This is a genomic window from Monashia sp. NPDC004114, assembly GCF_053603855.1.
Window position 1 is genome coordinate 451,767 of the sequence record NZ_JBSGGK010000002.1, and the last position, 6,000, is coordinate 457,766.

At 69.2% G+C, this 6,000-nt stretch carries 5 protein-coding genes; 3 read left to right on the plus strand and 2 right to left on the minus strand.

The window, feature by feature from the left end; all coding sequences use genetic code 11:
* Positions 1-102 precede the first annotated feature (102 nt).
* Positions 103-1,347, minus strand: coding sequence for an MFS transporter (locus ACWEOW_RS04845; protein ID WP_452268033.1), 1,245 nt, complete (start codon positions 1,345-1,347; stop codon positions 103-105).
* 109 nt (positions 1,348-1,456) lie between these two features.
* On the opposite strand from ACWEOW_RS04845, the gene ACWEOW_RS04850 reads away from it, so the two are divergent.
* Complete coding sequence (locus ACWEOW_RS04850; RefSeq protein ID WP_452268017.1) at positions 1,457-2,284, plus strand: tyrosine-protein phosphatase; 828 nt, start codon at positions 1,457-1,459, stop codon at positions 2,282-2,284.
* Between the two features lie 15 nt (positions 2,285-2,299).
* On the opposite strand, the gene lepA is transcribed toward ACWEOW_RS04850, so the two are convergent.
* Entirely contained in the window at positions 2,300-4,147 is a 1,848-nt protein-coding gene (lepA, locus tag ACWEOW_RS04855) for a translation elongation factor 4 (protein ID WP_452268018.1), read from the minus strand.
* A gap of 177 nt (positions 4,148-4,324) precedes the next feature.
* On the opposite strand from lepA, the gene ACWEOW_RS04860 reads away from it, so the two are divergent.
* Positions 4,325-5,452: a M48 family metallopeptidase gene (locus tag ACWEOW_RS04860; RefSeq protein WP_452268019.1), complete on the plus strand. Its 1,128-nt coding sequence runs from the start codon at positions 4,325-4,327 to the stop codon at positions 5,450-5,452.
* A 16-nt stretch (positions 5,453-5,468) separates the two neighbouring features.
* Positions 5,469-5,822: a cupin domain-containing protein gene (locus ACWEOW_RS04865; RefSeq protein ID WP_452268020.1), complete on the plus strand. Its 354-nt coding sequence runs from the start codon at positions 5,469-5,471 to the stop codon at positions 5,820-5,822.
* The last annotated feature ends 178 nt before the right edge of the window (positions 5,823-6,000 follow it).

The following is a 6,000-nucleotide window of genomic DNA, read 5'->3' on the forward strand; positions in this document are numbered from 1 at the left end:
GCGGCCGAGCCTGCGCATCCATCGCACGGGGCATATCCAAGCACGCCCGCCCGGGTGCGCTGCACCATCAGGATGAATGCGCCCTGGGTATGCCGCTGGGCGTCAGCCCGAGTGGGTGGTGACGCCGTAGCGGGCACGCGAGGCGAGCGCCCAGCGTGCGGCCGGCACCGACACGAGGGCGATGACGACCATGAAGACCGCGAGGATGAGCCAGCCGGTCTCGCCGAGGTCGACGCACAGGAACGTGACGACGGGTGGGCCGACGACGGCCAGGACGCTGAACCCGAGGCCGGCGAAGCCCTGGTACTGGCCCTGCCGCTCGTGCGGAGCCAGGCCCATCTGCAGGCCCCACTGGCCACCCGAGCCGATCATCTCGCCGACGACATGGACGAGCGAGCCGGCCACGAGCGCAGCGATCGCGAGCCACATGCTGCCGCGGTCCGCCACCGCGACGATCGCGAACCCGGCTGCGATCCACCAGGCGCCCCGCACGAGCGCCTTGACACCGGCCTGGACCGAGTCGGCTCGGCGGGACAGGCGGACCTGGAACAGCGCCACGGCGGTCGTGTTGACGATGAGCAGGACGGCGACCATGACGGTGGGCGCCTGGGTGTGAGCCGAGACGTAGAGCGCCAGGCCGAGCTCCATGACGAAGAAGTGCAGCGAGAACAGCCCCGTGATGACCGTGATCACGACATAGGGCCAGTCGCGCAGCACGGCGAGCCGAGGCTCCCCGGCAGTCCGCTCGTGCGGCTCGATGTGCGGCAGGCGCCTGGTGTTCCAGGCGGCGAAGCCGGTGAACGCGGCGTTGAGGAAGAACACGGAGACATACGCCCAGGGCTGGTCGATGACGAGTGCGGCGCCGCCGAACACCGAGCCCAGGCCGAGCGCCGTGTTGGTGACGGCCCGCAGGTAGGCCTTGAAGAGGACGCCGCGGCCTCCGGTTGCGAGCTGGGCGACCACACCCTGGTTGACGGCACCGGCCCCGCGCTCGAACAGGGCCAGGATCCCGAGGAGCACGGCCAGACCCCACGGGCTCCTGGCGAAGACCGGGGGCGCGCTGAACAGTGCGGCGCCGGTCATGAAGAACGTCAGCGTCTCTCGCGGACCCCGGGTGTCGCCGAGGTGGCCCGCGGGGACCTGCACGACGATGCCGACGACCGCGGAGACGGACATGGCCAGAGCCACCTGGGTCGCGGTGAACCCGACCTGGCGCGTGAAGTAGAGAGCACTGGTCGTCAGGACGGCTCCGGCGCCGAATCGGTTGGCGAACGACCCCAGGGCAAGCACCCGAAGCACAGGGTCGATCGGGATTCCCTTGCGGGTCAACGGTTCGGTCGCGGTCATCGTCACGTGCGCTTCGCTCCTTCAGGGCCCAAAGTCTCTTGATATCAAGATATCTGATGGTCACCGCAGCGATGCAAACCGTTATCCAGAGGTCACGTAGGGTCGAGGTGTGTACGTCCCCAACTGGATCGATCTCGACGGCGTCGTCAACATGCGTGACCTCGGCGGGATGGTGACAGCCGGTGGCGACATCGTGCAGCCCCACCGGATGCTCCGGTCCGACAACCTCCAGGACCTCACGCCCGCCGCGGTGCGCACACTCGTGCGTGACATCGGCCTGCGCGACGTCGTAGACCTTCGCACCCACGTCGAGGTAGCCAAGGAGGGCGACGGCCCGCTCGTGGCCGTGCCGGGGATCCATCACCACCACCTCACGCTCTACCGCGAGGACACCTCCGAGAGCGGCATCCCCGCGGCCGAGCGCGCCCTCCCTTGGGAGACCGACGAGCGACGGGCCCGGGAGCGGGCTGAGCATTCCGGCGAGGACGAGGCGCACCGGCGCAGCCATGACGAGTTCTGGTCGGAGCACTACCTGTCCTACCTCGCCACCCGCCCGGACTCGGTCGTCGCCGCGCTGCACGCCATCGCCTCCAGCGATGGGGCGGTCGTCGTGCACTGCGCCGCGGGAAAGGACCGCACCGGCACCGTGGTCGGCCTCGCGCTCAAGGTCGTGGGCGTCCCGGACGACCTCGTCATCGCCGACTATGCCGCATCGGCCGACCGCGTCGAGGCGATCATGGCGCGCCTGCGCGCCAAGCCCGCCTATGCGGACAACCTCAAGGACAAGACCGTCGCCCAGCAGTCACCGACGACCGACACCATGCGGATGCTGCTCGCCACGCTCGACGAGCGCTACGGCGGAGTCGCCGGATGGCTCGACGAGCAGGGCTGGTCGGCAGCCGACACCGACAGCCTGCGCCGCAAGCTGCTCGCCTGAGGCTCCGCGCCGCCCCTACTTCTTCTGCTTGTCCCCGCTGCCGCCGTCGCTCGAGAGGGCAGCGATGAAGGCCTCCTGGGGCACCTCGACCCGGCCGACCATCTTCATCCGCTTCTTGCCTTCCTTCTGCTTCTCGAGCAGCTTGCGCTTACGGCTGATGTCACCGCCGTAGCACTTGGCAAGCACGTCCTTGCGCATGGCGCGGATGTTCTCCCGGGCGATGATCCGCGACCCGATCGCGGCCTGGATCGGCACCTCGAACTGCTGCCGCGGGATGAGCTCCTTGAGCTTGCCGGCCATCATCACGCCGTAGCTGTACGCCTTGTCCTTGTGGACGATCGCGCTGAACGCGTCGACCGACTCACCCTGGAGCAGGATCTGCACCTTGACGAGATCGGCGATCTGCTCACCGTCGGGTTCGTAGTCGAGCGACGCGTAGCCGCGAGTGCGCGACTTCAGCTGGTCGAAGAAGTCGAAGACGATCTCCGCGAGCGGCAGCGTGTAGCGCATCTCGACGCGGTCCTCGGAGAGGTAGTCCATGCCGCGCAGCTGCCCCCGCTTGGTCTGGCAGAGCTCCATGATCGCTCCGACGAACTCCGACGGCGCGAGGATGGTCCCGCGGACGACCGGCTCCGACACCTCGCGGATCTTGCCGTCGGGAAACTCGCTCGGGTTGGTCACATGGACCTGCGCGCCGTCGTCCATCGTCACCTCGTACACGACGTTCGGCTGAGTCGAGATGAGGTCCAGCCCGAACTCCCGCTCGAGCCGCTCGCGGACGATCTCGAGGTGCAGCAGCCCGAGGAAGCCACAGCGGAAGCCGAAGCCGAGCGCTGCAGAGGTCTCCGGCTCGTACACGAGCGCCGCGTCGTTGAGCTTGAGCTTGTCGAGCGCATCGCGCAGGTCCGGGTAGTCCGAGCCGTCGATCGGATAGAGGCCGGAGAAGACCATCGGCTTCGGGTCGCGGTATCCACCGAGCGACTGGGCCGCCGGCCGGCCCGCGTTGGAGACGGTGTCGCCGACACGCGACTGACGGACGTCCTTGACGCCGGTGATGAGATAGCCGACCTCGCCGACCCCGAGTCCCTTGCTGGGCACGGGCTCCGGGCTGATGACGCCGATCTCGAGGAGCTCGTGCGTGGCCTTGGTCGACATCATGACGATGCGCTCGCGCGGGTTGAGGTTGCCGTCGACGACCCGGACGTACGTCACCACACCCCGGTAGGTGTCGTAGACGGAGTCGAAGATCATCGCCCGGGCGGGCGCCGCCGGGTCGCCGACCGGGTGGGGGAACTGGGCGACGATCTGGTCGAGCAGCTCCTCGACGCCCGCTCCGGTCTTGCCCGAGACCCGGAGGCAGTCCTGCGGCTCGCCGCCGATCAGCTTGGCGAGCTCCTCGGCATACTTCTCCGGCTGCGCGGCGGGAAGGTCGATCTTGTTGAGCACGGGGATGATCGTGAGGTCGTTCTCCATCGCGAGATAGAGGTTCGCGAGCGTCTGCGCCTCGATGCCCTGGGCCGCGTCGACGAGCAGCACCGCGCCCTCGCACGCCGCCAGAGACCTCGACACCTCGTAGCTGAAGTCGACGTGCCCCGGGGTGTCGATCATGTTCAGCGCGTAGACCTGGCCGTCGACCTCCCACGGCATGCGCACGGCCTGGCTCTTGATGGTGATGCCGCGCTCGCGCTCGATGTCCATCCGGTCGAGGTACTGCGCCCGCATCGCCCGCGAGTCCACGACACCGGTCAGCTGGAGCATGCGGTCGGCGAGCGTCGACTTGCCGTGGTCGATGTGCGCGATGATGCAGAAGTTGCGGATCAGGTCCGGCGGCGTTGCGTTGGGAGCCAACGCGGAGCGGGCCATGGGCGACACGTGGGACGAACCTCGCAAGGGAAGGGTGTGGGAAGCGAATCGTGGGCGACCGCGGTCGGGCGACCACCGCCGCGACAGGACAGTCTCCCATGACTTGGACCTGCGACGCTCACGCGCTCCCCACGTCCGGCGCCCCGGAACGCCCGGGCGTGCCGCAGAATGTCGCCCATGCGACCCCAGCCCATGCAGGCCCTACCCGTGCCACCCGGGTCCCACGTACCGATGCGCCGGCTCGTGCGGCATCCGCAGGAGATCCTGGCACTCGTCGTCGCGATCCTGGCCTCGGGGCTGCTGCTGTTCGCCTCGTTCGGAGAGGTGATATCGGCCATCGACGAGGAGCGAACGCCTGACATCTACGCCCTGGCGCTGATCTTCGCGCCACTGCTCATCTGGTTCGCCCGCGGCCAGCTGTGGGCACAACAGCGTCTCAACGGCGTCAAGCTGACTCCGGAGCAGTTCCCGGAGGCGTACGCGATGCTCGTCGACGCTGCTGCCCGGTCCGGGCTGTCGTTCGTGCCGGACGCCTATGTCGTGCTGGGCAACGGAGCCATCAACGCAGGCGCCTCCGGCCACGGCTTCAGGCGGTTCGTCGTCATCTACAGCGACCTCTTCGAGGTCGGTGGCGCAGCCCGGGAGCCAGACGCCCTGCGGTTCGTCATCGCGCACGAGGTCGGACATATCGCAGCCGGGCACACGAGCTACTGGCGGATCCTGGGCATCGCGGCCGCGGACTGGATCCCCTTCATCGGCTCGACGCTGAGCCGCGCCCAGGAGTACACGGCCGACAACTACGGCCACCTGCTCGTGCCTCAGGGGGCGCGCTCGGCGATGGCGACCCTGGCCGGTGGCAAGTACCTCAACCGGTCGGTTGACGTCGACGCGATGGCTGACCGGGCCGTGACCGAGCCCGGGTTCTTCGTGTGGGTGACCAACGCCATGAGCTCCCACCCGGTGCTGGCCTGGCGCATGCACGCGCTGCGCGACCGCAGGCGTCCGGGTCGGCTGTTGTGGCGCCCGAGTGACGTGTGGATGTGGCGCCTGCCGGAGGCACCGGGGACCCACGACCTTCCGCCGATGATCGGCTTCACCCCGACCCCGGTGCCGCCGCAGGTCGGTGTGGGTGCGTCAGCGGCGCTCACATCCTCGGGGATGGCGGCCGTGGCACCGGGCACGTCGGCCGCAGCCCGGCCCGCAGTCGCGCCCGCGGGGATGAGTGCGGTCCCCGAACCGGGAGCGATGTCGAACGCCGACCTGGCCGATCGACGTGATGTCGGGATGCTGGGAGAGCCCCAGTAGCGACAGGAGACGCACGATGGACACCCTGATCACGCGCAGCGACGGACGCCTCGACGGTGAGGAGTGGACGGAGAACTACGAGGAGCTGCCCGGCGGGGCCGGGATCAGCATCATCCTCGAGTCGACCACGCGGGAGGGTGCCGGTCCCCGCCTGCACAAGCACCCCTATGCCGAGACGTTCATCATCCGGCGCGGGTCGGCGACCTTCACGGTCGGCGCCGGGGACGACGCGAGGGAGATCGTCGGCCGCGCCGGCCAGATCCTCGTCGTGCCTGCGGAGACGCCGCACCGCTTCCGGACCGGCCCCGACGGCTACGAGGCCGTCCATATCCACGCGAACGAGCGCTTCGTCACCGACTGGCTCGAGTGACGCGCGGCCTTTCCAGGCGGCCTCAGGCGGGCGTTGCCCGGTCGACGAGGGCGGGCTGAGCGGCGCGGGCAGGCGTGTCTCCGCCGCGCGCGGCGGAGACACCCCGGGGCCCCCCCGGGGGGGAGGGCCGTGGGGAGGGCACCACTCTTGACTACACGGCCCACACAGAATATTAAGT